The 25,466-nt window shown below is 54.6% G+C and carries 20 protein-coding genes; 9 read left to right on the top strand and 11 right to left on the bottom strand.

Annotated elements, in window-relative coordinates; all coding sequences use genetic code 11:
* Positions 1–3: 3 nt before the first annotated feature.
* From ACSHSR_RS17775 to ACSHSR_RS17760, 4 genes are read right to left on the bottom strand one after another with little or no spacing between them, the layout of a single operon-like run.
* Positions 4–1,197: an ATP-binding protein gene (locus ACSHSR_RS17775; RefSeq protein ID WP_479631005.1), complete on the bottom strand. Its 1,194-nt coding sequence runs from the start codon at positions 1,195–1,197 to the stop codon at positions 4–6.
* Positions 1,194–1,904, bottom strand: coding sequence for a winged helix-turn-helix domain-containing protein (locus tag ACSHSR_RS17770; protein WP_479631004.1), 711 nt, complete (start codon positions 1,902–1,904; stop codon positions 1,194–1,196). Before ACSHSR_RS17770 ends, ACSHSR_RS17775 begins: the two co-directional genes overlap by 4 nt.
* On the bottom strand, positions 1,901–2,275 hold the full coding sequence (locus ACSHSR_RS17765; RefSeq protein WP_037436155.1) for a DUF3019 domain-containing protein: 375 nt from the start codon (positions 2,273–2,275) through the stop codon (positions 1,901–1,903). Before ACSHSR_RS17765 ends, ACSHSR_RS17770 begins: the two co-directional genes overlap by 4 nt.
* A 7-nt stretch (positions 2,276–2,282) precedes the next feature.
* Positions 2,283–3,134: a MipA/OmpV family protein gene (locus ACSHSR_RS17760; protein ID WP_335899708.1), complete on the bottom strand. Its 852-nt coding sequence runs from the start codon at positions 3,132–3,134 to the stop codon at positions 2,283–2,285.
* A 676-nt stretch (positions 3,135–3,810) separates the two neighbouring features.
* Between ACSHSR_RS17760 and chrA the strand changes: the two genes are divergently transcribed.
* From chrA to ACSHSR_RS17745, 3 genes are all read left to right on the top strand, one after another.
* Positions 3,811–4,959: a chromate efflux transporter gene (gene chrA, locus ACSHSR_RS17755; RefSeq protein WP_208149986.1), complete on the top strand. Its 1,149-nt coding sequence runs from the start codon at positions 3,811–3,813 to the stop codon at positions 4,957–4,959.
* A gap of 100 nt (positions 4,960–5,059) precedes the next feature.
* Positions 5,060–6,718, top strand: a complete 1,659-nt coding sequence (locus ACSHSR_RS17750) for a methyl-accepting chemotaxis protein (protein ID WP_107110797.1) — start codon at positions 5,060–5,062, stop codon at positions 6,716–6,718.
* 282 nt (positions 6,719–7,000) lie between these two features.
* On the top strand, positions 7,001–8,665 hold the full coding sequence (locus tag ACSHSR_RS17745; protein WP_044735949.1) for a methyl-accepting chemotaxis protein: 1,665 nt from the start codon (positions 7,001–7,003) through the stop codon (positions 8,663–8,665).
* Between the two features lie 93 nt (positions 8,666–8,758).
* Here the strand turns inward: ACSHSR_RS17745 and fdhF are convergent, their stop codons facing one another.
* Positions 8,759–13,006 (bottom strand): formate dehydrogenase subunit alpha, encoded by a 4,248-nt coding sequence (gene fdhF / locus ACSHSR_RS17740; protein WP_479631003.1) that lies wholly within the window; start codon positions 13,004–13,006, stop codon positions 8,759–8,761.
* A 187-nt stretch (positions 13,007–13,193) separates the two neighbouring features.
* The gene (locus ACSHSR_RS17735) at positions 13,194–14,171 is read right to left on the bottom strand and encodes an ion channel (protein ID WP_107110799.1); all 978 of its coding nucleotides are present in this window, start codon (positions 14,169–14,171) and stop codon (positions 13,194–13,196) included.
* Positions 14,172–14,443: 272 nt separating this feature from the next.
* Between ACSHSR_RS17735 and prfB the strand changes: the two genes are divergently transcribed.
* Both prfB and lysS read left to right on the top strand, forming a co-directional pair.
* A protein-coding gene (gene prfB / locus ACSHSR_RS17730; RefSeq protein ID WP_181317282.1) for a peptide chain release factor 2 occupies positions 14,444–15,542 on the top strand; the annotation gives its coding sequence in 2 pieces (ribosomal slippage) (positions 14,444–14,518 and positions 14,520–15,542; 1,098 coding nt in all).
* Between the two features lie 17 nt (positions 15,543–15,559).
* Positions 15,560–17,062, top strand: a complete 1,503-nt coding sequence (lysS, locus tag ACSHSR_RS17725) for a lysine--tRNA ligase (RefSeq protein WP_028779438.1) — start codon at positions 15,560–15,562, stop codon at positions 17,060–17,062.
* A 77-nt stretch (positions 17,063–17,139) separates the two neighbouring features.
* Here lysS and ACSHSR_RS17720 read toward each other — a convergent pair whose 3' ends face one another.
* Positions 17,140–18,069 carry a GGDEF domain-containing protein gene (locus tag ACSHSR_RS17720; protein WP_101058629.1) on the bottom strand — a complete coding sequence of 310 codons (930 nt, stop codon included), beginning with the start codon at positions 18,067–18,069 and terminating at the stop codon, positions 17,140–17,142.
* 136 nt (positions 18,070–18,205) lie between these two features.
* On the opposite strand from ACSHSR_RS17720, the gene ACSHSR_RS17715 reads away from it, so the two are divergent.
* Positions 18,206–18,745: a hypothetical protein gene (locus tag ACSHSR_RS17715; RefSeq protein WP_025008956.1), complete on the top strand. Its 540-nt coding sequence runs from the start codon at positions 18,206–18,208 to the stop codon at positions 18,743–18,745.
* 36 nt (positions 18,746–18,781) lie between these two features.
* On the opposite strand, the gene ACSHSR_RS17710 is transcribed toward ACSHSR_RS17715, so the two are convergent.
* Together ACSHSR_RS17710 and ACSHSR_RS17705 are read right to left on the bottom strand one after the other, a co-directional pair.
* Positions 18,782–19,948 (bottom strand): AAA family ATPase, encoded by a 1,167-nt coding sequence (locus ACSHSR_RS17710; protein WP_101058630.1) that lies wholly within the window; start codon positions 19,946–19,948, stop codon positions 18,782–18,784.
* Positions 19,949–19,979: 31 nt separating this feature from the next.
* A complete protein-coding gene (locus tag ACSHSR_RS17705; RefSeq protein ID WP_071238509.1) occupies positions 19,980–20,837 on the bottom strand; it encodes a DUF72 domain-containing protein in 858 nt (285 codons plus the stop codon).
* Positions 20,838–21,170: 333 nt separating this feature from the next.
* On the opposite strand from ACSHSR_RS17705, the gene ACSHSR_RS17700 reads away from it, so the two are divergent.
* Positions 21,171–21,608 (top strand): hypothetical protein, encoded by a 438-nt coding sequence (locus ACSHSR_RS17700; RefSeq protein WP_025008957.1) that lies wholly within the window; start codon positions 21,171–21,173, stop codon positions 21,606–21,608.
* Positions 21,609–21,705: 97 nt separating this feature from the next.
* Here ACSHSR_RS17700 and ACSHSR_RS17695 read toward each other — a convergent pair whose 3' ends face one another.
* Together ACSHSR_RS17695 and ACSHSR_RS17690 are read right to left on the bottom strand one after the other, a co-directional pair.
* Positions 21,706–22,911 carry an aromatic amino acid transport family protein gene (locus tag ACSHSR_RS17695; RefSeq protein ID WP_479631002.1) on the bottom strand — a complete coding sequence of 402 codons (1,206 nt, stop codon included), beginning with the start codon at positions 22,909–22,911 and terminating at the stop codon, positions 21,706–21,708.
* Positions 22,912–23,280: 369 nt separating this feature from the next.
* Positions 23,281–24,171: a LysR family transcriptional regulator gene (locus ACSHSR_RS17690; RefSeq protein WP_044735137.1), complete on the bottom strand. Its 891-nt coding sequence runs from the start codon at positions 24,169–24,171 to the stop codon at positions 23,281–23,283.
* A 99-nt stretch (positions 24,172–24,270) separates the two neighbouring features.
* On the opposite strand from ACSHSR_RS17690, the gene ACSHSR_RS17685 reads away from it, so the two are divergent.
* Together ACSHSR_RS17685 and ACSHSR_RS17680 are read left to right on the top strand one after the other, a co-directional pair.
* Complete coding sequence (locus ACSHSR_RS17685) at positions 24,271–24,738, top strand: CidA/LrgA family protein (protein WP_025008958.1); 468 nt, start codon at positions 24,271–24,273, stop codon at positions 24,736–24,738.
* 4 nt (positions 24,739–24,742) lie between these two features.
* A complete protein-coding gene (locus ACSHSR_RS17680; protein WP_025008959.1) occupies positions 24,743–25,432 on the top strand; it encodes an LrgB family protein in 690 nt (229 codons plus the stop codon).
* Positions 25,433–25,466 lie beyond the last annotated feature (34 nt).

Here is a 25,466-nt window from a genome sequence, read left to right as displayed (position 1 = left end):
CTTCTATGCTCTTGGCCAACACAGGCTGATGGCGGCGCCGCCCAGCGATTGCGAGTGGCTCAGCTCCAGCCTGCCGCCGTGCCAGATGGCAATCTTGCGCACTATATAAAGCCCCAGGCCAAAGCCGCTGCCATCACTCTGTTTGGCATCTCTGGCAAAGGCCGCCAGTAGTTTTTTGCCTTTATCTTCAAAGCCCGGGCCATCATCCTCGACTCTGAGGCAGTTATGGCTTTCGCTTTGCTCGAAACTCACCTGTATCTCTTTTTCGGCGAAACGCATGGCATTTTGGATCAGGTTCTGGCAGGCCACATTCATTGCCGTCTTATCGAATTGTGCCTGGCCCGGCACAGAGTGAAATCCTATCTGGAAGTCACGGCTATAGAGGCTGTATTTCTGCTCAAGCGCCTGAATAAAGTCAGCGATGGATTGAGGCGAATGGCATAGTTCTCCCTGTTTATGTTCCAGGCGGGCAAAAGAGAGATAGTTGGCTGCCAACTGTTCTATCTCATCTATGTCCTGGACCAGGCGCGCTGCGTATTGAGGCTCCATCTGTTGCTTGCTCAGCTCAAGGGCAAAGCGCATTCGCGCGAGCGGAGTGCGTACTTCGTGGGAGATGGTATGGGATAACTCTTTATGCATTTGGACAAAACTCACTATCTGGTGGCTCATGCTATAAAGCGCCTGAGCCAGCGGAAAGATAGCCGAGCTTTTACGTATGGTTAGCGGTTGCAGCGAAGGCTGACGGCCAAAGCGAATAGCGCTCTGTTGCAGGGTATGGAGATCGCGAAACACAGGCCAGATAAGCAAGATGGCGACCAGGGCCAGGCTGGAATAGAAACCGAGCAAGATCAAACTGGTGACATCCTCCCTGTCTTGCTTCTCTGTTACCGGGCCAAATCTGAGTAGCTCACTGCCTGAGCCTTGCTTGTAGTAATAGAGCTCGCCGCTGGAGTGACGCAGCGCCAAGGTCTGCCCCTCATTGAGTAGCTGTCTCAGGCTAGTGGGCAGTGCCAGACTGCCGGCGGCAAGAGTTGAGAGATGCGCGCCCTGTCCCCGGGTCTGCAATAAGTCGTCCACCGAGATCAAATAGCTGGCCTCTTCGCTGCGATATTGATCTGTCAGTTGGCCAAAGCTCCACAGCAGCAGGGAGCAGGACAGCAGCAGAAACCCAAACAGTCGGTAAAACTGAAACTTCATGCCTGAATCCTGATCATGGCTTGATTGGGCTGGTAGTTGAACAGATAGCCCTTGCCGTGCACTGTGGTGATCTGCAGGCCGCTTATCTGCAGCTCATCAAGGCGTTTGCGCAGCCTGCTGACCTTGAGATCTATGGCTCTGTCCAGGCCGTCATAGGCGCGGCCGATAAACTGCTCGAACAGATACTCCCGTGACAATACCCGACCGGCGTTGAGCACAAACACCCACAGGAGTTCAAACTCCTTGGTGGTAAAGGCCAATGCCGAGCCCGCCAGAAGCACCTGCTGCTGATTGGGATCAAGCTGCAAATCGTGCAGACACAAAGTTTTGCGTCCGGGCAGCTGTTGCCTGTTACGAAGTTGAGTACGTATTCGTGCCAGCAGCAAGGGGGGAACCACGGGCTTGAGCAGATAATCACAGGCGCCCAGCTCCAATCCCAGGATCTGATCGCCTTCACTGTCGCGGGCGGTGAGGAAGATAAGCGGGCAGGGATAACAGGCCGCCAAACGGGGATAGATACCAAAGCCATCTTCACCGGGCAGCATCACATCGCAGAGGATCAGGCTGAAACTGTCACTGTCCTGACGGGCAAGCGCAGCTTCGGCATTGTCCAGATGAACCAGCTCGAAGCCTTCATTGGCCAGATAAGTGCAAATAAGTTCCGCCAGCGGCAGATCATCCTCAATCAGGAGTATTTTTTCTTTCATAGCAGATCCCAACTCAGGCCCCGCCGTCTGCGACTGACGGGCTCGTAGATAGCCACTCTGAGCAAGCGGCTGGCAACTGTGCGGTTTTGCTGATCCCTGAGCTCGATAAGCGTATCCCTGACCAGGCTTAGTTGCAGCTTGTAACTGAAGTCACGGCGTTGATGAAAACAGGTCAAAGGCGCTGCGCTGTTGGCCAGCCAAAGGCACAGAGAGCGAGGCTGTTGGCTGTGAAACTCGAGTTGCAGTTGCAGCTTGCATTCCGATTCCTGATTGGTCATGGCGCAGGTATCCGGCGCCAGCCAAAGCTCTTCTCCCAAGGCGCTTGCCCAAGGACTTATCAGCATGAGTAACCACAGTAGCCATCGATTCATAGAGCCCTCAAAACCGATAACTCAAACCGATGAAACCTGAGAGATAGCCATCCTTGTCTATCATGGGACTGTTGGTGATTCCCGAGTCAAGCCAGGTGTATTCGGTTACCATCACCAGGTTGATATCCTGCCACAGTGGCAGATTAACCAGCAGTCGGGCGTGATAATTGATACTGGCCGAGGGGGTGTAACTCAGTCTCAGCGGTCCGCTTTCTTCCGGCGTAAGCTGATAGTAGTAACGCACCAGGGATTCACTCTTGCGAATCGCGCCTAGCTCAAGCCCAAGGGCTCCCCAAGAGTAGAGCAGGCTCTTTTTCAATCTGAGCTGCAGCTCATTGCCGTCATGTACCCCGGAAATGTCCTGAAACAAGCCCAGATTGATATCCGTGTAGGGCGTGACCCAAGTGACGGAAACTCCGCCCAGATAGGAGATGTGACGCTGGATTTCGTCAAGGATAGGTTCGCTGTTACCGTTGGGGCGTATGACCTGTCCCTTATAGGGGGAGAAGCCTATGATGTCGCTCAAAAACAATTTGTGGAGGCCATCAAACTCGAAAAAGAATCCATCTTCATTGAGCTTGGTTTGCAGATCGAATAACCAGTTGTCCGACTCATAGAGGCTGTAGCCCAGAGTAAAGTTTTCCAGATAGAAGCGTTCTGAGTAGTAGCTCCAGGATGGCAGCAGGAAGGTTTCTATGGGCTTGGCATGCACTCTGGGATTATCCAGGCGGCCATATCCCAGGGCGAGGGCAAGTCTGAACTCATCCACAGGGACAGTTTCCGTCGCATTTTCTTCAGCTGCCGCAGTCAGGGGCAACTGAAGGCCAAGCATCAATATCGCGTACCACCATAGCTTCATAGCTTACTTCTTACTTCCTGCGAACTCTCAGTGAATCTAAACAAACACTTGTTAAAAGTCTGTAAAAATTTAACCAAGTTACAAAATGCTACATAAGTATTATGTTTTTGGTTCTTTTGCGGTGATTGTATTTGATGTCTATGTGAATATCTATGCATTAAAGGTTGACGGGTGTCAAAAGTGGCGATGCGTTGTTACATGGTGGGGTTCTGGTTTTTTGATGTTATTTTTGCTGGGTTTGTGTTTAGGGTTAAACGATGGCTGAGGTTTTTTTACTGCATTGGTTATTGATTGTTTTGAATAAATATTAAATGTTTGAATTATGTTTCATTGAGAGGGTGGAACCTGGCATAGAGAAAGCCGCCTGGAAACCGTGGCTGATTTCGAGCGAATACACTTGCCGGTTAGTGGGTGCAGATCTGGGTTGTAGTGAGATGATTTCCCGTCAACTTGACTCTCTTTTCCGTCTCGGAATTCACTCTTGGGAAGCGACGGACTTTGGCGGCTGTTCTTGCCTCAAGAGCGGCTGTTTGACAGGCGAGGACGGACTTTCAGTCGTCTGTTCATGGGTTTTTCTTATTGGGCTCCCACAGACTAAAAGCTGTTGATAATAAGATAAGTGTCACACTTATGTCATACAATGGAGCCGAACTGAACAAGGGTAGAGTGAACACAGATGTGGCAGATTTTTGTACGTTTTTTTTCCTTGGGGTTGGTGAGTTTTGGCGGCCCGGCGGCGCACATAGGTTACTTTCGCAAGACTTTCGTCGAGGAGTTGGGCTGGCTCGATGACAAAGATTACGCCTCTTTGGTGGCGTTGAGTCAGTTTCTGCCCGGCCCGGGATCCAGCCAGGTCGGCTTTGCCATAGGTTACCGCCGCGGCGCCTTGCCCGGGGCAATACTGGCCTTTATCGGTTTTACCTTGCCTTCGTTTCTACTGATGTTTCTGCTGGCGGTCAGCAGCTATCAATACCTCTCCAGTGATTTATTTCAGGGGGTTATCGCCGGACTCAAGTTATTGGCTGTGGTGGTGGTCGCCGATGCTGCCTGGGGTATGTTCAAACAGTTTTGCCGCAGCCATATCACCCGGATGTTGGCCTTGCTGAGTACTGTGATTCTGCTTTTGTGGCCGGGGAATTTGACCCAATTGCTGCTGTTGCTTGCCGGTGCCATTGTCGGTCTTTATGGGCTCAATCGTGAGGCTCCAGCGCCGCCCAAGTCGGGAAGTATGCAGCTCAACTGGAGTGCTTTACTGATATTTCTATTTTTACTGCTGCTCACCGGCCCCTTGCTTGCTCACCCTCTGGCTGAACTCTTCAAACAGTTTTATCAGACCGGCGCCATGGTATTCGGCGGCGGCCATGTGGTGCTGCCCTTGCTGGAGAGCCAACTGGCAAACAGCATAGATCATGACAGATTCCTCACCGGCTACGCCCTGGCGCAAGCCGTTCCCGGCCCCATGTTCAGTCTGGCCGCCTATCTGGGCGCCGAACTGTGGCCGCAAGATGCCCTAGTTGGCGCCTCGGTGGCAACGTTAGCCATCTTTCTGCCCGGTTTTCTGTTGCTGCTGGCGGTGATCCGAGGCTGGCAGGGAATCGCCGAACGCCCGAAAATGGCTGCCATGGTGATGGGGATTAATGCCACTGTCGTTGGTTTGTTGGCGAGTGCCCTCTATCAACCGGTATTTACCAGTGCTGTGACCCGCCCGGTTGATATGGCCATGGTGCTGGCGGGCTTTATGTTGCTCAAGCTGTGGCGTTTGCCCCTGGTGTTTTTGGTGCTCGGATTTGCAGCAATGGGTGCTATTTCCACTCTCTTCATGTAAAACAAATGGTTAAACTTTGATCTCAGGCATTTTTTATACGAACTTAAAGTGAACAAAGTTACTATAATTTGCAGATATTCCATTCCCGGGGGAAACCTAAGTGTCCAGTCTGAGTTTACGAAATAAGTTACTGCTGCTTGCCCTGTTGCCATTGTTGACTGTTTCCATTGTCTTGATGCTGGCGTCCTGGACAGTAGAGTCGGATGCGCTTGAAAGCGAAATTACCAATTTCAGAGAAAAGCTGCTCAACGAGCGTCGTCAGGAGTTGGTGCATGTGACCGAAGTCGCCAAAGAGATTGTCAGCTTTCAGCGCAGTCAGGGCGGAGACTATAAGGCGGCCTTGCGGGATGTTCGCTTTGGCAGCGCAGGTTATTTCTTTGTCTATGATGGCAAAGGTAAAAACCTGTTTCATGCCCTGTTGCCCAAGCTTGAAGGTACAGATCAGATAGGGATGACAGATCCCAAGGGAACCAAGATCATAGTGGGCTTGCTGAATGCAGCCCGCAGTGGTGACGGTATTCTCACCTATTACTACCAAAAACCCGGCACCAACGAGCTGGTGGAAAAGATAGGTTATGCCGCCATGGTTCCAGGCACCGACTGGATCATAGGCACCGGCGCCTATGTGGATGATATCGAAGCCTCAGTGGCCGAATATCGACAGACCGCATTGGAAGACATGGAAGGTAAGCTGTGGCTGACGTTGATGATAGTCATAGTCATCACTCTGGTCACCGCAACGCTCATATTGTTTGCTGCTCAGCGCACTGTGACTCCTATCCGCAACATGCTGGATAACCTCAACGATATCGCTCAGGGGGAAGGGGATTTAACCAAGCGTCTGCAGGTGCACGGTGAAGATGAGATTGCCCAGCTGGGGCAGGCATTCAACCGCTTTGTCGACAAGTTGCAACACATCATCCGTGACGTGACTACCGCTACCCACGAGGTGCAGGATGCCTCTGGTTCTATTCATGCCCAGACTCAGGCGATAGCGGCGCAGTTGGCCAACCACAACAATGAAACCGATCAGGTGGTGACTGCCATCACAGAGATGTCTTCCACTGCCCAGGAAGTGGCGATGAACACCACCCAGGTGGCGGAGGCGACGCATGTGGCGAGCGATGAAGTGGCCAAGGCCCAGGAGTGCGTCGATACTTCGTTGACCGAGATCTCCACTCTGATGGCGGAAATCAACAGCGCCGCCGACCATATTCAGTCGCTCAACGAGCAGTCGCAGAAGATTAACAGCGTGCTGTCTGTCATCGGCGGCATTGCCGAGCAGACCAATCTGTTGGCACTCAATGCGGCCATTGAAGCGGCTCGTGCCGGTGAGCAGGGGCGCGGTTTTGCCGTGGTGGCCGATGAAGTGCGCAGCCTGGCGAGCCGCACTCAGGCCAGCACATTGGAGATCAACGAGATGCTCAGCGAGCTGTATCGTCTGGTGAGCCAGGCGGTGAGTGCCATGGAAGAGAGCCAGCAAAGCTGCCATCGCAGTGTCGAATCTTCCAGGCTGATTTCCGAGAGTCTGGGAGCCGTCACCAGCTCTGTCACCTCCATCAATGATATGAGTACCCAAATCGCCACCGCCGCCACAGAGCAGAGTTCGGTGACCGAAGAGATCAACCGTAATATCTACGCCATTCAGGAGATAGTCGCCGAGCTGTTGCACTCCAGCGAAGAAGCGGCCAGAGTCAGTCAAACCGTGTCTCACAGTGGTGATAATCTGGGGCAATTGGTCAATCAGTTCCGGGTTTAATCATTCAATATGAAGAAGACAGAAACAGTGCCATTTGGCGCTGTTTCTTTATCTCGACCGTCCAGCACAAGATGCCGTACCGCTTATGATGTTTCCCAGCAACCATCCCCGCCAATCGTGGAACCTTTCGGTTGGTCGTAAGGTAAAAAAGTAATTTGTGTAACATTTTGAATCATTTGTTTGTTAATTGTTTTATTTGTAATCATATTGATATTGCATGTTGGGGCGCGGGACTATACTCAGTAAAGAGTGTCTGACAGCTACTGGGGGGAAGTTATGTCCTTGTCTGCTCTGAGCTTGAGAAGCAAATTCTTGCTGCTGGCTTTACTACCTTTAATTCTGACTTTGATATTGGTGATGGGGTATTCCTATCGTGCCGAACATCAATCACTGGAAAATTCGATCGCTTTATTCAAACAAAAGTTGGTCGATGAACGAAAACAGCAACTCAAGGATGCGACAGGGCTGGCTTTGGAAAACATCAACTATCAACTCGGTCTGGGAGACAGAGGTGATGTCAACGCGGCGTTGCGGCAACAGAGGTTTGGCAGTGCCGGATACTTCTTCATTTATGATTTCAATGGGATCAGTGTATTTCATGCGGTTAAGCCTGAGCAGGAAGGCACAGATCAAAGCGGCATGACAGACCCCAATGGCACACAAATTGTGCGCGGTCTTATCGATGCCGCCAGAAGTGGTAAAGGCTTTATCAACTACTTCCATGCCAAACCCGGAGTGACGGGCCTGGTGGAAAAGATAGCCTATGCCATCCGGGTCCCGGGGAAAGACTGGTTGGTAGGCACAGGTGTTTATGTGGATGACATAGAGGCGGCTGTTGCCGCTTATCGACAAACCGCCACCGAGGAGATGCAGGCCAAGACCATAGGGGTGCTGTTGATGTCGCTGGTGCTGACTCTGGTTACTGTGTTTGCCATTCTCTTTACTGCTCAGCGGATGATAATCCCTATCCGCAATATGTTGGATAACCTCAACGATATCGCTCAGGGGGAAGGGGACCTGACCAAGCGCCTGCAGGTGCGCGGTGAAGATGAGATTGCCCAGTTGGGGCTGGCGTTCAATCGCTTTGTCGAAAAACTGCAGCACATCATCCGCGATGTCACCACGGCCACCCATGAAGTGCAGGATGCCGCCGGTTCCATCCATTCCCAGACCCAGGCGATAGCATCCCAATTGGTGAACCACAACAATGAAACCGATCAGGTGGTGACCGCCATTACCGAGATGTCTTCCACCGCTCAGGAAGTGGCGATGAACACCACCCAGGTAGCGGAGGCGACTCATGTGGCTACCGACGAAGTGGCCAAGGCCCAGGAGTGCGTCGATACCTCGCTAACTGAGATCTCGACCCTGATGGCGGAAATCAACAGCGCCGCCAACCATATTCAGTCGCTCAGCGAGCAATCACAGCGGATCAACAGCGTCTTGTCTGTCATCGGCGGCATCGCCGAGCAGACCAACCTGCTGGCATTGAATGCTGCCATTGAAGCGGCTCGCGCCGGTGAGCAGGGCCGAGGTTTTGCCGTGGTGGCCGATGAAGTGCGCAGTCTGGCGAGTCGTACTCAGGCCAGCACGTTGGAGATCAACGAGATGCTCAGCGAGCTGCATCGTCTGGTGAGTCAGGCGGTGAGTGCCATGGAAGAGAGTCAGCAGAGTTGCCACCGCAGTGTCGAGTCGTCAAAGCTTATCTCCGAAAGCCTGGGAGCTGTGACCAGCTCAGTCACCTCCATCAATGATATGAGTACCCAAATCGCCACCGCCGCCACAGAGCAGAGTTCGGTGACTGAGGAGATTAACAGGAATATCTACGCCATTCAGGAGATAGTTGCCGAGCTGCTGCATTCCAGCGAAGATGCGGCAAGGGTCAGTCAGACTGTGTCCCACAGTGGTGATAACCTCGGCAAGTTGGTCAATCAGTTTCGGGTCTAACACCTATCCTTCACTGGCTTCAGTGCTCAAGTAGGAAAATAAGGAAATAAAAAACGGCGCCAACCATGGCGCCGTTTTTAATGTGGCTCAATTTCAAGTCGCTGGGGGCGCCTCGGCGCGCTCCGCCTTGACGGCACACACCTTGAACTCAGGAATATGGGCCACGGGATCCAGCGCATTGATAGTCAGCTTGTTGGCCGCCGCCTCCACGAAATGGAATGGCAGGAACAGCACCCCAGGCTGAGCCCGGCGGCTGACAAAGGCCTGAATAAAGATTTCACCGCGGCGGCTTTCCAGTTTGAGCCAGTCGCCCTTGCCGACGCCCAAACGCTCGGCATCCTCAACCGAGATCATCACTCTGGGGGAGCCGAGTTCGTCCAGCCCGGCGGTTTTACGAGTCATGGTGCCGGTGTGGAACTGCTCCAGCAGGCGTCCGGTCGACAGCATCAAGGGATAGTCATCGTCCGGCAGCTCAGCCGGTAAACGATAATTGACCGGCTGCAGTCGCCCTTTGCCATGGGTAAAGCTGTTGCGGTGCAATACCCGGGTACCCGGATGTTGCTCATCTGGGCAAGGCCACTGCAACCCGGCCGGATTATCCGTGGTTCTGTGCCAACTGATCCCGGCATAACTAGGGGTCAGGGCCGTGACTTCCTGCCAAATTGCCTGTTCATCGCTATAGTGCCAGTCGGCGCCCATGGCATTGGCCAGCAGCTGCAGTATCTGCCAGTCCGGACGGGCACTACCTGGCGATTGCAAGGCGACTTCCAGTCGTTGAACCCGGCGCTCGGTATTGGTGAAGTGGCCGCGCTTTTCGGCAAAGGCCGCTGCCGGCAATACCACATCGGCCATTTCGGCGGTTTCCGTGAGGAAGATATCCTGCACTACCAAAAATGGCAGCTTTTTCAGCGCCTTGAGCACATGTGCCTGGTCGGGGTCGCTCAGTACCGGGTTTTCGCCCATCACAAACAGGCTCTGAAGCCGGCCATCCAAAATCGCCTGCATCATATGAGAGGCCGGAATGCCTGTCTCAGGGCTCAGCTTATCTGTGTCCCAGGCCCGCGCCAGTTTCAGCCGCGCAGCATCGTCATCCAGACGTTGATAGCCACTGAAATAGTTGGGCAGGGCGCCCATATCACAGGCACCCTGGACATTGCTCTGGCCGCGCAAAGGGTTGATCCCGGCGCCGTTGAGCCCGAGGTTACCCAGCAATAACTGCAAGTTGGCAATGGCGGTGACATTGTCATGGCCTGTGGTGTGTTGGGTAATTCCCATGGCGTAGTAGAGAGCGGTCTTTTGGGCGGTGCCCAGCATCTCGGCCATGGCCGCTATTTCGCTGCAGCTGACGCCTGTCACCCTGGCGGCCTGCTCCAGGCTGTAGTCCGGCCGCAACAGCTCTTCGCGCAAGGCCTCAAAGCCTGTGGTGCGGCTGCGGATATAGGCCTTGTCATGCCAGCCGTTGAGTAGTATTTGCTGCATGATGGCGTTGAGCAGCATCACATCTTTGCCGGGGCGATGACGCACAAACAGCTCGGCACTGTCGGCTATGCTGACCCGCTTGGGGTCGGCGACCAGGAGCCTTGCCTTGCCGCGGCTGACGACCGACTTGATCCTCGAGGCTATGATGGGGTGGGCGCAGTCGGTATCCGAGCCCAGGATAAAGATGAGATCTGAATCCTCTATGCCGGGAATATCATTGGTCATGGCGCCGCTGCCGAGGGCATCGTAGAGCCCGGTCACTGTGGAGGCATGGCACAGGCGGGCGCAGTGATCTATGTTGTTGCTGCCGATAACGGCTCTGAACAGCTTTTGCAGCAGGAAGTTCTCTTCATTGGTGGCCTTGGCGGATGCCAGTGCGCCGAATGAACTCGGGCCAAACTGTTCCAATTGTTCTTGCCAGTGGGCGGCAATATAGCTGATGGCCGTTTGCCAGCTACAGGGTTCCAATTTGCCGTTACGGCGAACCAGCGGCTGGGTAAGGCGCTCTTCACTGTTGATAAAGTCAAAGCCGAAGCGGCCCTTGACGCAGAGCATGCCCTGGTTCACAGGTGAGCGCACATCGCCCTCGGCCGTAAGGATACGATTCTGGGTGGTGTCTACCTTGAAGCGGATGCGACAACCCACGCCGCAATAGGTGCAGATGGTGCTGGTCACCTTGGTGTCGGGGGCTTGTCCTTGGGTCTTGTGGCGGGCATCGACCAGGGCGCCGGTTGGGCACACCTGCAGGCAGTTGCCGCACTGAACACAATCGCTGTCGGCCATGGAAACGCTGAAACCGGCTCTGGGGGCCCGGCGTTCGCTACTGCCTCCCGGCAGCGCCGAGAATTGGTTGGCCTCAAAGCTGATGGCCTTGTGGCCACTGCGGCGGTGGCAGATGTCAACGCAGGCACCGCAGCTGATGCAGCGGTTGGCATCGAAACGGATAAAGGGTGTGCTCAAATCCTGGGCAAAGTGTCTGGCCTGCAGCGCCGAGTCACCACTGCTATCTTGCTCTAGCAAGCCCTGGCTGCTGACCTTGTATTCACTGGCATAGTCTCGCAGGCGACAGTCCATATTGGCCTGACAGCCACATTCGAGGCAGCGTTTGGCCTCGGCTTCGGCCATTTGCGGCGTCAGTCCCAGCTCTACTTCGGCAAAGTTGCTCAGGCGCTCGGCTACAGGTAACTCCGGCATCTTGACCCTGGCACTTTTGACCTGTGAAGGGAAAAGATCTTTGGGTAAATCCTGTTGGGACTTGAGACCTATCGCCTTGCTGGCATTGAACGCCACCGGCGTCAGTGGGCAACTGAGCCCCTGATTGAACAGGGCGTTTATAGCTTCGGCGGCGCGGCGACCATCGGCGACCGCTTCCACCGCAGTGGCGGGTCCGCGGCGCACATCGCCGATAACAAACAGTTTTTCAAGCCCAGTGCTCATGCTGATGTCGCAGCCGTTGATCGTATTCCAGTGGCTGAGCGCCGGAGAGCCTTGCAGCAGACGGTTTTCAGGCTGCTGCAGAAAGGCCAGATCCGGTGATTGGGATACGGCGGCGATCAGGGTATCAAACTCGCAGTCGAAGGTTTCGCCGCTGGGCTGAGGCCGGCGGCGGCCGGAGGCATCCGGTTCGCCCAAGGACATTTTTTCCAGCGTGACTCGTGCAAGACGGCCGTCACTGCCGGCATGGTTGGCCACAGGATTGGTCAGCAGCAGGAAGTGGATCCCTTCCTGCTCAGCTTCATGAATTTCAAAGGCTTCGGCCGGCATCTCCTCTTTGGTGCGCCGGTAGATCAGCGTCACCTCGGCGCCGAGGCGTCTGGCGCTGCGGGCACAGTCGATAGCGGTATTGCCGCCGCCGACAACGGCCACTTTCTTACCCGTGACCAGTTGGTGGTCCATTGCCAGATCTTTAAGGTAGTCGACCCCGAGATAGCAGCCGGGCAGGTCGCTGCCGGGATACTCCAGTGGTACGGCCTTTTGCGCGCCCATCGCCAGACAGAGGGCATGATACTCTTCGGCCAGTTTCGGCAGCCGTATCTGCTCGCCTATTGCTGTGTTGGTGTGAATGCGGATGCCGCTGCGCTCCAGCAGCGCTATCTCTCTATCGAGTATTGCCTTGGGCAGGCGATACTCGGGAATGCCGTATCTTAGCCAGCCACCGGCCTTGGGAGCAGCCTCAAAGATGTCCACGTCATGGCCCTGATTGGCGAGGAAGAAACCGGCGCTGAGCCCGGCTGGCCCGGCGCCGATTATGGCCACCTTCTTGCCGCTGGGATCGGCCTTGGGCGGCTGATAGGGCTCGGTATCGGCCAAGTCCAGATCGGCGGCGTGGCGCTTGAGCTGACGTATCGCCAGTGGCTCATCGATCAGGGCGCGGCGACAGGCACTTTCACAAAATGCCGGGCAGACCCGACCGATAGACAGAGGCAGAGGCAGGGTCTGCTTGAGGATCCGCACCGCTTCTGTATGGTTGCCCTGACCTATGTGATACAGATAAGACTGCACATCGACGCCTGCCGGGCAGGCTTGCTGGCAGGGGGCTTCGCAATCGGCGAAGTGATCTTTCAATATCCGTTTCAGCGTCTGCTGCCGATGGCTGTGCACTGCCTGGGTATGATTCTTGAGCTGCATTCCGGCAATTGCCGGAGTCGAGCAGGCCAGCAGCGGTCTGTCACCATCGGCCATTATCTGGTCGAGCCGGGTCAGTTGGCACAGGTGTTCATCGGCGCCTTCTGTGGTAGCCGAACCGGGGTCTGTATGGTGACACAGACAAGGAATGTCGATGCCGGCCCGCTGGGCCGCCTGCAACAGGGTCTCGCCCTCAAAGGCGCTGACGGCCTGGCCGTCGATATAGATCTCAAACATGGGCAGCCTTGTTATTTGCTCACCGTGATGGCGGTGAAGTAGGGACTAATTAAGCTGATAACCATGCAGTATATCGATCGCGGGGTTTGCTTCATTGAGCTGGAGCAGGCTTTTGCCGGGGAATTCACAAAGCCTATCGACTCTGTGCACTCATCTGAAAAATGGATTTTGGCCAGTGTGATCTGGCTCAGCGGGTCATCTTCTTGACAAACACCACCACAAACAGGGCTATGGTGAAACTGCCGGTGAAGGCTTCAATGGCGGCCACGGCGCGGGAAAAACCCACAGGGGTGAAGTCGCCGTATCCCAGGGTTGTGAAGGTTACCACCGAGTAATACAGGCAGTTGCCGAACAGTGACAGATAGTCTGTGATGGCGCGGCCCGGGGCAAACTGATGGATCCGGCCATCATAACTGACGCCGGTAAAACAGTAGATGAAGGCACAGACAAACACCAAAGCCAGCGAGAAAATCACCACCCTGAGCGGGTCTTCGCCATAACCGCAGAAGAGATCAATCAACTTGGATAACATCCTTCTGCCGCTCCATTTGGGTAGCAGATGGCGCCGCATGGTGAGCTCGCGGCGAATGTAGAGGCCGGCCATGGCAAACAGGCCTTCACGCTCGGCCGCCTTGCGCAGATCCCGGTAGATCTCTTCGGCCTGTTCAAAGTAGTCGCGGGCGATTTCACGTTCACCGACTCTTTCTGCCTGCAGTGCCATGCGTTCCTGACGCAATAGCTTGCCAGTGTAGATATTCTCGATGCGGGCACCATTCCATTTGGCTCCCAGCAGATTGCAGTTGTTGAGCTTGGCGCAGTGCAGGTTGGCGTCACGCAGGTCGGCCTTCATCAGGCTGGTGTTATCCAGAGTCAGATTGAACATGTGGGCGCCTTGAAGGTTGGCCCGATACAGCTCGGCATAGCTCATGTCATAGCCGGTTTTGGAGTGATGTTTTACCAGATCGATACCGGCCAGTTCAGCACCCTTGAGGCAGATGCCTCTGAGCATGCCGCCGCCGCGGGCGAAGGCTTCGAGCCTGGCCCTGTCTTCGGGGTGGTTTTTGACGATTCTCGGGTCGTGCCAGTAACAGAGGCCTGACTCACCGGCCGGTTCCTCACAGCAAAAGCCCTCGTCTTCCTGATAACAGCAATTTTTCTGCTCCATGGTTGCAAGTATAGCCTGTCATTGAAGGCTGCTGATCGGCATGCTCGTCCGGTTTATTTACTGATTGAGTTGGCATATTTGATTTTTTGTCACAGTTTTTTCACCGCGGAATTGGCTAGAGTGTGTCAGATGCTTTATCGGAACAGACGCGGAATGCGGCGCCGGCGAAAAAAAATCAAGCTTCTGCCCGCTGTGGCATAGGTTTCAGCGGCTGCTTGGGTTAAAATCCCTCGTTTGCATACGTCCTTAACACCAAAGAAAGTTGAAATCGCATGTTTGAAGTCAATCCGGTAAAAAACAAAATCAAGGAGCTTGCCGACCGCACAATGCTCCTTAGGGGGTATCTTTGACTATGACGCCAAGAAAGAGCGTCTGGAAGAAGTAAGCCGCGAGCTGGAAAGCTCCGAAGTATGGAATGAGCCAGAGCGCGCTCAGGCCCTGGGTAAAGAGCGCTCGGCGCTGGAAGTTGTGGTTAAGACCATAGACGATATGGATGCGGGCCTCGAAGATGTCGAGGGGCTGCTGGAACTGGCCATTGAAGAGGAAGATGAAGAAACCTTCAATGATGCCAACAGTGAACTGGGCGAACTGGAAAAGCGCCTGGAAGAGCTAGAATTCCGCCGTATGTTCTCGGGTCCACAGGACGCTTCCGACTGCTATCTGGACATTCAGTCCGGCTCCGGCGGTACCGAAGCACAGGACTGGGCCAACATGGTGCTGCGCATGTATCTGCGCTGGGGTGAAGAACATGACTTCAACCCTGAACTTATCGAAGTCTCAGACGGTGATGTGGCCGGTATCAAGAGTGCCACCATCAAGTTCAGTGGTGAATACGCCTATGGCTGGCTGAGAACCGAAACCGGCGTGCATCGTCTGGTGCGTAAGTCGCCCTTTGACTCGGGTGGCCGTCGCCATACTTCATTCTGTTCTGTGTTTGTTTACCCTGAGATTGACGACTCCATCGAGATCGACATCAATCCGGCCGATCTGCGTATCGACGTGTACCGCGCCTCGGGTGCCGGTGGTCAGCACGTTAACAGAACCGAATCTGCGGTGCGTATTACCCACCTTCCGACCAATACCGTGGTGCAGTGCCAGAACGACCGTTCACAGCACAAGAACAAAGACACGGCAATGAAACAGCTGAAAGCCAAGCTGTTTGAGTTGGAGATGCAAAAGCAAAACGCCGAGAAGCAGGCGGCGGAAGATGCCAAGTCGGACATAGGTTGGGGCAGTCAGATCCGCTCCTACGTGCTGGATGATTCCCGCATCAAGGATCTGCGCACCGGGGTGGAAACCCGTAATACCCAGGCCGTGTTGGACGGTGATCTGGACAGATTTATTGAAGCCAGCCTGAAGTCCGGGCTGTAACAGAGAAGAAGCGGAAAATGACTGAACAAGTATTGGATGAGAACAAGCTGATCGCGGAACGTCGCGCCAAGCTGGAACATGTACGCCAGGGCTGCCCGGCCAATGGTCACCCTAACACTTTCCGTCGCAGCCACAAGGCTGCCGAGCTGCAGGCGCAGTTCGCCGATAAGAGCAAAGAAGAGCTCGAGTCTCTGGGCTTCAAGACCGCCATTGCCGGTCGGATCATGGCCAAGCGTGGCCCCTTCCTGGTTTTGCAGGACGTATCCGGTCGCATTCAGGCCTATGCCGGCAAAGAAGTACAGGCTGATCTGAAAGAACGCTATCAGGGCCTGGATATCGGCGACATAGTTGGTGTTAAAGGCACTCTGCACCTGTCCGGTAAGGGCGACCTGTACGTTAATATGGAAGAGTATCAGCTGCTGACCAAGGCGCTGCGCCCACTGCCTGAGAAGTTCCACGGTTTGACCGATCAGGAAACCCGTTACCGTCAGCGTTATGTTGACCTGATCGTCAACCAGGATTCCCGTGATGCCTTCGTCATGCGCTCCAAAGTGGTTTCAGCCATACGTAACTTCATGGTGAAAAAAGAGTTTATGGAAGTGGAAACCCCTATGATGCATGTCATCCCGGGTGGTGCTTCCGCGCGTCCATTTATCACTCACCACAATGCGCTGGATATCGACATGTATCTGCGTATTGCGCCTGAGCTGTACCTCAAGCGTCTGGTTGTCGGTGGTTTTGAGCGAGTGTTCGAAATCAACCGTAACTTCCGTAACGAAGGTCTGTCGCCACGCCATAACCCTGAATTCACCATGATGGAATTCTATATGGCCTACGCAGATTACCGCGATCTGATGGATCTTACCGAAGAGATGCTGTCTTCCATCGCTCAGGATCTGCTGGGTGACACCAAGTTGCCTTACGGTGAGCACAGCATCGATTTCGGCGGCCCTTACGCCCGCATGAGCATGCTGGAAGCGATTCAGCACTACAACCCAGACAACGCCACGATTCAGGCCATGACCTATGAAGAGGTCAAGGATCTTGAGTTTATGCGTAAGCTGGCCAAGGATGTAGGACTGGAAATCGAATCTTTCTGGACCTGTGGTCAACTGCTGGAAGAGATCTTCGGTGAAACCGCCGAGCCTAAACTGATGCAGCCTACCTTCATCACCGGCTACCCAGCTGACATCTCGCCACTGGCCCGTCGCAACGATGACAACGACTTTATCACTGACCGCTTCGAGTTCTTCATCGGTGGTCGTGAAGTGGCCAACGGCTTCAGCGAGCTCAATGACGCCGAAGATCAGGACAACCGCTTCAAGGCTCAGGTTGAAGCCAAGGATGCCGGTGACGACGAAGCCATGTTCTATGATGCCGACTATATTACGGCGCTGGAGCACGGCCTGCCACCGACAGCCGGTCAGGGCATAGGTATCGACCGTCTGGTGATGTTGTTTACCAACACTCACACCATTCGTGACGTGATCCTGTTCCCGGCCATGCGCCCACAGGCTTAAGTTCAGTCGCTCGAATTAGACGAGTCTATGCAATGAAGAAGCCGGCCAAGTGCCGGCTTTTTGTTTGCCCGTGTTTTTTAGGGCGATTCAGTGCACTCAGGCCCCTTGGCCAGCACAATCCGGTTGCGACCCTGTGCTTTGGCTTGGTAAAGGGCGCCATCGGCCCTGGAAACCACGGCATCTATGCTGGTATCACTGCATTGAAACTCGCTGAGGCCGCCGCTGATACTGGCGCATTCAGCGGCAATCCCAAAGGCTCTGAGGCGCCGGGCACACTCGCTTCGTAGGCGCTCGGCTATGGGTAATGCCTGCTCGGCAGCAGTGTGGGGCATAAGAATGACAAATTCATCGCCGCCGTAACGGGAGGCGATATCCTGAGTTCTGAGGCTGGCCAGGCAGACCTCTCCCAGGGTGACTATCGCCTTGTCGCCCATCAGATGGCCAGAGCTGTCGTTGAGTTTCTTGAGGTTATCGAGATCGAAGATCAATATGCTGGTCGGGGTTCGGTAACGCTGAAACAGGGTTAGGTTTTCTGTCAGCAATTTGAGCAATTTACGGCGGTTGTATAACTGAGTAAGCGGATCGCGCTCGCATCTTTCCCTGAGCTCCTGCTCCAATTGATGGCGGCGGGTAATATTGCTGGCTACCCAGACCACGGCATCTTCACCCTCTATTTGAAAATCCAGCGCCTGTACCCGACCTTCAAACCAGATGGGCTCTGCGGGGCCTTGCTCTGTGAGTCCCTTGACGTCGTTGCCGCCAAGGCTGTACTCCACCACCCAGAGACGGCGGCTCAGCAAGGCTTGCGCTATCTGGCTCAGAAACCATTCGCACTTGGGCTGCTGGATGACCTGGGAGATGTATTGCCCTATCAAGGTTGTGCCGTCGTGATAGTAGCGACTGTCGGAACCTCCCAGTACCGCGGCATAGCGGCCACTGCGGGTCAGAATAAACACGGGATCCGGTAAAGCGGCGAAGATAGATAAGGTCTGGGACAGAGAAAACATTTTGTCTCCTCATGGGGTTTTGGTTTTATCTTAGTCCAATATATTGAATTTACGGGGCAAAATCGATTTTTTCTGCAGAAACTATACTGGAGATCTCGGTGTTGTTGTATCCGAGTTCAACCTGGAGGCTGATTTGATGAAAACTTCAGCTCTAATTTTGACTTTGACCCTGTCTTCCTTCGCCAGTGCCACCCATGCCGCACTCACTGAAGCACAGCAGATGATGTTGGATGACGCCCTGAGTGCCGCTCCGCCCACCATACGTGCCAGTGTTACCGTTGTTGATTGGAACAAGAATGTGCTGCAACAAGGTGATGGCAGCTACACCTGCTTTCCAACTCCGCCACAGCTTAAGGGAACGGCTCCCATGTGTATGGATGGTCCCTGGATGGAATGGGCACACGCCTGGATGGAGAAAAAACCATTTCAAGCCAAAGCGATAGGAATTTCCTACATGCTGGCCGGTGATGGTGGGGCCAGCAATATCGACCCTTATGCCGAAATGGAAACCGCGGATAATCAATGGATAGTCGAAGGGCCGCACCTGATGATTCTGCTGCCGGATCCTGCCATGCTCGACAGTTTGCCGACTGACCCGGCTCAAGGTGGGCCCTATGTGATGTGGAAGGGCACGCCCTATGCCCACATAATGATCCCGGTCGGTGCCAGGAAGTAAGGATTCGAGTCACTCACCTTAGCCCGCAATCGCGGGCTAGTTATTGTGCCAGCGCCACGGCGGAGTCGAGAGCAAATCTTGCCCCTGGACACAAGTGGCCCCCAGCTGTTTATCCAGCTGCAATGTGTTGCAGTCTCCCTGGGTTTCCAGCGCATGGATTAATCTTGCGGCGTGTGACACTATCCAGAGCTGACACACAGAAGAGGCCTTGATGATTAAACGCGCCAGCGCGGGCAAGAGATCGGGATGCAGGCTGGTTTCGGGCTCGTTAAGCACCATTAACTCCGGCGGTCTGGGAGTCAGTAAAGCAGCCACCAACAGTAAGTACCTTAGAGTACCGTCGGACAATTCACTCAGCGACAGGGGTCTTAGCAGGCCTTGTTGGTGAAATGCCAGTTGCAGCATGCCGGCACCCGTGGCCACTATGCTGATAGTGGCACCGGGAAAGGCATCTTTGATCGCATGATGGAAGGCGTCGGCATCACCTATCTCGAAAATAGTTTGAATCGCCGATACCAGATCGCGACCATCATGGTGCAGCACTGGGGTCAGGGTCGCCAGTTGCGCTCGACGGGCCGGTGCTTGTTGATCGCTGCGGAAATGATCGTAGAAACGCCAGGCTCGAATTCTGTCCCTGAGGGTGAGGATCTCTGGGCTGCGTTCAGGATCGGCCAGTTGGCTGAGCATGCTGTCGCCGAGATGGAGATGGTTGTCCAGTAGTTGCCAGCCATGCTCCCCGCGTCTTTTGACCAGGGCAGCGCGGCGCTCGACCAACACAGAGGCAGGCCGATAGAGGGAGCCGCACCAGATGGCTTCGCGTTTGATTTGGGGATCCAGGCCAAATAGCGTCGTAGAGTCAGGTTTGGGGAGTCCAAGTTCGATGAGATAACTAAAGTCATCGGCGGCAAAACCCAATTTAAGACGTTTGCTCTGGTGGCGCACGGTTCCTTCTATGTTGGCCGTACCTGCCAACATATCGCGACTGAACTTTTCCGGACCGGCCCAGAAACTGGACTCCAGGCCGCCTTCTTTTGCCAATGCCTTGACCACGCCACCATCAGCTGTTTGCGCCAGCAGTCTCAACGCCTTGTAGAGATTGGACTTGCCGCTCCCGTTGCTGCCTGTCACCAGGTTCAGGCGCTCCAGCGGCAACGCCACTTCACGTAACGAGCGGTAATTTTCTATCGCCAAACAACTCAGCATAAGGACCTCGCGGATAAATAGCTTGTGCCGGTCACAGTGCCAGACCCAGCTGTTGGTTTTGGGAGTCAGCCTTTTCAGCCAGCTGAAACGCCTGAAGAGGTTGGCCGTGTTTGGCTTGCCAGCGAGCGCTCAGCAGACGCTGCAGGCTTATGGCCAGCTCAGGTGCCTGGGCATTATCCGGGGTGTGGATGAACAGATAGGGTTGGCGCTCCTCTTCCAGCCATTGGCATAGCTTGTCCAGCCAAGACGCGAAGAAGCCCTGATTGGCCTCAAGCTCAGGGTGGCCGATAAAGCGTACTGTGGGATAGCGGCCGGTGGCTATGGCATGTACCGGTACTTTGGGTTTCTTTTCATGGGCATCGATGACGGCGGCACTGTTTGGCGGCGCGGCAAATACCGGTCGGGTGTCCATTATGATGCGGTTGACCGAGCGCTGCAGCAGCAAGCGGTTGAGTCGACGCTCGGCTTCCCCTTTGGCAAAGAAGGCTGGGTGGCGCACCTCAACCCCAAGAGGCAACTCGGTTGGCAATTTGCCAAGAAAGGCGTCCAGTGCCCCAAGGGCTTCTGGGCCAAAATAGCCGGGCAACTGAATTTTCCACAGGCCTGTCTTGGCAAACAGTGGCGACATTACCTGCAGGAACTGCTTGAGCTCATCGTCACAGTGCCTCAGTTGCAACTTGTGAGTGATCTCCTGTGGCAGTTTAAAGGTAAAGCGAAAGTCCTCACCCACGGCATCGCGCCAGTTACTGACGCTGTTTGCTGACGGGGTGGCATAAAAGCTGGTGTTGCCCTCCACCGTATTGAAAACCTCGGCGTAGCGCGCCAGACGCTCGGCTTGAGGCGTCCCCTTTCCATAAAGGCTTTGCTGCCACTGGTTATGGGACCACATGGCCAGTCCCAATTTCAGCTCTGGTATCTGTTGCTGACCGCTCACCACGGGCTCCGTCAAATGAGTCTCCGGCGCTATTGTGTCTGCCGTCACTATTGGGGTCAAGTTTGCCAAGTGAGTACAGCAGGCGCTATTGCCGCCACAAAATGCACAGATTTCCAGCAGAGTTCAAATTGATAACACATTGAGTTTGCGGCGCTTCTTGATGCTTGCGTATAATGAACCGGTCGTTGTGAACGGCAGTAACCACAGACATAAGGACAAGATGTCGTTAAATTGGGTTGAAGCCGACCCGCGTGTTTCAGCCCATTCCATTCAAATTAAGGATGATTTATGCCCGATCCCCAGAGTGCCTCAGCGCAGGACGAGCCGTTACCCCAGACTGTAACCCTTGCAGACTTACCCGCCGATATCCAGTTGGTATTGCCGATAGACAATGCGCCGAGCGCGATAGCCAGGTTGGCCTTTGGGGTATTACTGCTGAGTGCCTCCATTCTCTGGTGGCTGCTGGATGACGCCAGTGCGCTGCAAATAGGCAATCCCATGGTGGCCAATCTGCTGGCGCTGGTTGGAGTCTTGCTTGGCGGCGCCAGTTTTATCAGTGGCAGGAGCGCAATGCAGCAAAGGCAGCAGCGGCGCCAACAGGCCCTGGAACAGCAGCTGGATCAGCGAGTCGTCATCAGTGAGCAAGAGATCCCGGAAGGGTTTGACCTGGTTTTTTCCCAGCTGTCAGCCAGTCGCTTCAGAGTATCGTTGGAACCGATAAACTGAAGGATGAACCAAAGTAAAACGCAGCCCGAGAGCTGCGTTTTACTTTAAGAATGGACGGCGGCCAGTTTGCCGACTCAATACAGTCTATTCACCCTTGTTAGCCTACCTTGGTCAGTATCCCGGCCATTTGCAGCAGTTGGCTGAGAATAATCACCACCCCGCACAGCGCTGCCAGCATGAGTGCCACTTTGCCGCCGCCAACCCGGTAGCTGCCCTCGGACATTGGCTGGCTCCTTTGCTTCCAGACCATGGCGACGGGCAGGAATACTGCCAGTATCACCAAAGCTATCGAGGCATAGCCCAGGGCGGCCATAAATCCCTGAGGGTAGAAGAGGGCAAATCCCAGTGGAGGCAGGAAGGTGATGGCCGCCGTTTGCAGCCTGTGGCCGGCACTGTCGTTGCGGCGCAGAATATCGCCCATAAAATCAAATAGCCCCAGGCTGACTCCCAGAAAGGAGGTGGCCAGTGCCAGGTCGGCAAATATGGATACAGTCTGGCCTATCATGGGGTTATGCAGCAGTTGCCCCAAGCCATTGATGAATTTGGGGAGCTCCTTGGAGGCCATTAATTCACTCTGGCTCAAGGCGCCCTGACTGGCCAGTTGCCAAAGCAGGTAAACCAGCAGCGGCAGGGCTGAGCCGACAATCATGATCTTCTTCAGCGCCTTGATATCCAGCCCCACATAGCGCACCACAGAGGGGATAGAGCCGTGAAACCCAAAAGAGGTGAAGATTACCGGCAGGGCAGAGATGACCAAACCTTGCTGCAACGGCAGCTCCAGCAGGTATCCGCCTTGGGCGTGGGGCAACAGCAGCGCCAACATGATGACCAGGGCAATGATCTTCAAGGCAAATAACACCCGGTTAATCATATCGACCGAATGAGTGCCTATGGCGACCACCAGGGCTATCAGCAGGGCAAAGCCAATGGCACCCACCTGGGGGGGAAGTGTTAAATCCGCATAGCGAACCAATTTATCGTTGAGCTGGTCACCACCACCGGCAATATAGGCGGCGCACAGGGCGTACAGCAGGAACATCATCGCCAGGCTGGCCAGCAACTGCCCCTTACGGCCGAGCAACTTGTGCGCCAAGGTGTGCAGAGTGGCATGAGCCGGGGCATGTTGATGCACTTCCAGCATTAACAGCGCTGTGTAGCTCATCAATCCCCAGAGTAGTAGCATCAGTATCGAGGCGACCCCGAAACCCAGGCCGGCAGAAGCCAGCGGCAGTGCCAGCATCCCGGCGCCTATCGTGGTGCCTGCAATGATCAGCATGCTACCGAAGGTTTTGTTGTTCTTCATTTTATTACTTTCTCAACAAGCATTTTCGTACTGGATCCCCAGGGTTTTGGTTTGAGGGGGCCCCAAGAGAGCCGGATAACCGGTAACGAAACCTGACAACAAAGCCACAATGGCTCACAGGAGAGGGAAGTTCAGGTCATTATCCCCATCAAAGCCACTGTGGCTTGGGATAGAGATAAAGCTTGTGTATTGGCCGCATTGCGAACCTCGGGTTGTGTAAATGAACCCCGGGCCCATTGGGCCCGGAAAAGTGTGATTCACCTTAGCGGCGCGAAAAGAGGGTGTCAATGAGTTTGTACTGTTGTAACGGTACGCTGTGACTCGGTTGGCGAAAATTAACTCGGCTGCAGCGCTTGAAGCGTCGGGATTTCAGCTCAGTGCCAGCCGTTGTCTGACCAGCTCGACCATGGCCTGGGCGGCAAAAGACAGTGGTTGCCCCCGGCGCCAGAACAGCGACAGCTCCCAGATCAGATCTGAGGCGGCCAGAGGAATACTGATCACCCCGGCCACCGCGTGGCGCTCGGCAATAAAGCTTGGCAGTATCATGGCACCTGTGCCTGCTGCCACCAGGGCGATACCAAAGTCGGGATGACTTACCCGAGTCACATCTTTGGGGCTGAAGCCGGCTCTCTGACAGGCATTTATCACCAGCTCATGCAGGGCATATTCGGGTTCGAACAGTATCTGTGGAATATCTGCCAATGCCTTGAGGGTCAGCTCTTGGCTATTGGCTAAAGGATGTTGTCTTGGCAATACCACCACCATTGGGTCGCGGCGGATCCTGATGCCATCAAACTCATCCTCAAAGGAGATGATCCCGGTTGCCAGCTCGATTTCCCCCTTCTTGAGGGCCGCGGTTTGCTCTACGCCGCCGCGAACCAAGAGATGCATCTGCACCTTGGGATAGCGGCTGCGAAAGCGGGCGATGACAGGAGCAAAGAGTTCGGCACTGCCGAGGGGGGCCAGTCCCAGATGCAGTTCACCCGAGTTGAGACTGCGCTGTGCCGCCAGCTCTCTGAGCATGTTGCGACGTACATTCAATAGTTCCTGGCCGTGACGGTAGACGACCTCTCCGGCTGCTGTGGGACGTAACTGGCTGCCGCGTTTGCCCCTTTCCAAGAGCACAAGATCCAGATCCTGTTCCAACTGGCGAATAGACTTGGACAGCGCAGGTTGGGTCAGGTGGATCTTTTCCGCCGCTTTGGCAAATCCGCCGGCATCCACTATCTCAATAAAGTAGCGAACAACTTTCAGATCCAATTGAATAACTCTATGGAATGCAAACTATGCTTAATATTCATTTTTTTTATTGATATTGCAAGCCTAGAATAAACCCCAGTTAAGTTATTCGGTAAAGATATGCACTCCCTCAGCAAACGCCCGGCTTCTCCTCACAGAGTAGCCAAAGTCATTTGGCTCCAAGGCAAACACATAAGCGCGACCTTGCTGCAAATTGCGGCTATCTGTTTGCTTGCATGGGCCACTCATGCCTTGGCTGCCGCTTTGCATTCTCCCATTCCCGGCAGTGTGCTTGGGATGCTGGTAGTGTTGTTGGCACTCGGGCTCAAGCTTATACCGGAAAAGGCGTTGCAACTGGGAGCGGCCTGGTTGATTGGCGATCTCTTGCTGTTTTTTATTCCACCCGTGATTTCAGTACTCAAGTATGAAACCCTGCTGGAGGAGTATGGTTTCAATATTATGCTGACCCTGGTGCTCGGCAGCGCTTCGGTATTGCTGGGAACCGGTTTTGTAGTGGATAGAGTGTTTCGCTTCGAGCGGCGCCTCAATTTGAAACGCCAACTGGCCAAACATGGAGTGCAAGGGTAACTCTATGTCTCATACCTTGCTTGCTCTCTTGAGTCTGCTGATCACTCTTATCTGTTATTACGGCGCCAAGGCTTTATATCGCAGGCATCGTAGCTGGTGGTTGGCACCGATATTTTTGGCGCCTTTGGCCGTGCTGGCCGTGGTGCTGCTGTTGGCGATCCCTCTGCCAACCTATTTTGAGTACACCCATTGGCTGATGGCATTACTGGCTCCGGCGACCATAGCTTTCGCTGTACCTATTTACCGCGAGCGCAAGTTAATCCGCCGTTATCCGATCACCATTAGCCTTGGGGTTATGGCCGGACTCATGTTGGGCCTGGTGTCATCCTGGCTGTTGGTCAAGTTGGTGCCTCTGCCCAGTGAACTGAGCCACAGCGTACTGGTACGCTCTGTGTCGACTCCATTTGCCATGGAGGCCACTGGTGCCTTCGGTGGCGTGCCGGAATTAACCGCCATGTTGGTGTTGCTCACCGGCGTGATAGGCATGCTGGTGTGTGAGCCGCTGTTTAAATTGGCGAGGATAAAAACATCTCTTGGGAAAGGGGTGGCACTCGGTGCTTCTGCCCATGGGGCCGGCGCCGCCAAAGCCAGTGAGTTTGGTCAGCAGGAAGGCGTGATTGCCAGCTTGACGATGATCTTTACCGGCATTGCCATGGTGCTCGGCGCGCCCTTATTTGCGTTGATTTTTGTTTGACTTAACCGAATTTGATTCAAGTAGGTGACCTGGC

It is taken from the genome of Shewanella sp. VK101 (genome assembly GCF_056497865.1).
This window is presented reverse-complemented; position numbering and strand designations above follow the sequence as displayed.

Excerpts from the sequence above, each read along its gene's own strand:
- ACSHSR_RS17715 (WP_025008956.1), top strand. The coding sequence starts at position 18,206 with ATGAAAACTTCAGCTCTAATTTTGACTTTGACCCTGTCTTCCTTCGCC.
- ACSHSR_RS17735 (WP_107110799.1), bottom strand. The coding sequence starts at position 14,171 with ATGGAGCAGAAAAATTGCTGTTATCAGGAAGACGAGGGCTTTTGCTGT.
- ACSHSR_RS17700 (WP_025008957.1), top strand. The coding sequence starts at position 21,171 with ATGCCCGATCCCCAGAGTGCCTCAGCGCAGGACGAGCCGTTACCCCAG.
- ACSHSR_RS17695 (WP_479631002.1), bottom strand. The coding sequence starts at position 22,911 with ATGAAGAACAACAAAACCTTCGGTAGCATGCTGATCATTGCAGGCACC.
- ACSHSR_RS17705 (WP_071238509.1), bottom strand. The coding sequence starts at position 20,837 with ATGTGGTCCCATAACCAGTGGCAGCAAAGCCTTTATGGAAAGGGGACG.
- ACSHSR_RS17765 (WP_037436155.1), bottom strand. The coding sequence starts at position 2,275 with ATGAATCGATGGCTACTGTGGTTACTCATGCTGATAAGTCCTTGGGCA.
- lysS (WP_028779438.1), top strand. The coding sequence starts at position 15,560 with ATGACTGAACAAGTATTGGATGAGAACAAGCTGATCGCGGAACGTCGC.
- ACSHSR_RS17685 (WP_025008958.1), top strand. The coding sequence starts at position 24,271 with ATGCACTCCCTCAGCAAACGCCCGGCTTCTCCTCACAGAGTAGCCAAA.
- ACSHSR_RS17770 (WP_479631004.1), bottom strand. The coding sequence starts at position 1,904 with ATGAAAGAAAAAATACTCCTGATTGAGGATGATCTGCCGCTGGCGGAA.
- ACSHSR_RS17775 (WP_479631005.1), bottom strand. The coding sequence starts at position 1,197 with ATGAAGTTTCAGTTTTACCGACTGTTTGGGTTTCTGCTGCTGTCCTGC.
- ACSHSR_RS17710 (WP_101058630.1), bottom strand. The coding sequence starts at position 19,948 with ATGCTGAGTTGTTTGGCGATAGAAAATTACCGCTCGTTACGTGAAGTG.
- ACSHSR_RS17760 (WP_335899708.1), bottom strand. The coding sequence starts at position 3,134 with ATGAAGCTATGGTGGTACGCGATATTGATGCTTGGCCTTCAGTTGCCC.
- chrA (WP_208149986.1), top strand. The coding sequence starts at position 3,811 with ATGTGGCAGATTTTTGTACGTTTTTTTTCCTTGGGGTTGGTGAGTTTT.
- ACSHSR_RS17680 (WP_025008959.1), top strand. The coding sequence starts at position 24,743 with ATGTCTCATACCTTGCTTGCTCTCTTGAGTCTGCTGATCACTCTTATC.
- fdhF (WP_479631003.1), bottom strand. The coding sequence starts at position 13,006 with ATGTTTGAGATCTATATCGACGGCCAGGCCGTCAGCGCCTTTGAGGGC.
- ACSHSR_RS17720 (WP_101058629.1), bottom strand. The coding sequence starts at position 18,069 with ATGTTTTCTCTGTCCCAGACCTTATCTATCTTCGCCGCTTTACCGGAT.